Origin of the sequence: Corallococcus sp. AB032C (assembly GCF_003668935.1) — a bacterium.
In the GTDB taxonomy this organism is placed as follows: domain Bacteria; phylum Myxococcota; class Myxococcia; order Myxococcales; family Myxococcaceae; genus Corallococcus; species Corallococcus exiguus.
Window position 1 is genome coordinate 1 of record NZ_RAWP01000280.1, and the last position, 427, is coordinate 427.

A 427-nucleotide genomic window follows, 5' to 3' on the forward strand; every position below is an offset into this window, starting at 1 on the left:
GAGCTGGCCGCTCGGCTGAAACTGGACGGGCGCGAGGTGGAGAGCCTCCTGGGCCTGGTCCAGAGCCGCCTGGACCTCAGCCTCCACCGGCTGATGAGCTGACGCGTGCCTCGACTGCCGCGCTGATTCAGGCTGCGCATTCATCGCGGGCGATGCCATCATCCAGGGAAACCCTGGACGAAAGAGCCCTCAACGATGGCGCAGAAGAAGGCGAAGCGAGCGAACCGAGACCTGGAGAAGACGTACCCGCGCAAGGACTTCGTCGCGAAGCTGCGGCGGTTGGCCGACGCCATCGAGGAGGGCAAGGCCTTCAACATCCAGGTCGCTGGCGAGCGCCTGCGCATCCCCGCCGACGCGCTCTTCAACATCGAGCACGAGCGCGAGGGCGGCGTGGACGAGGTCGAGTTCCAGCTGCGCTGGCAGCGGG

Annotated in this window: 1 protein-coding gene; it reads left to right on the forward strand. The window is 67.2% G+C overall.

Annotated features, from left to right (window positions below; all coding sequences use genetic code 11):
- Nucleotides 1-195: 195 nt before the first annotated feature.
- Nucleotides 196-427: amphi-Trp domain-containing protein (locus D7X99_RS42075; protein WP_121782596.1), on the forward strand; the 232-nt coding region annotated here is incomplete at its 3' end.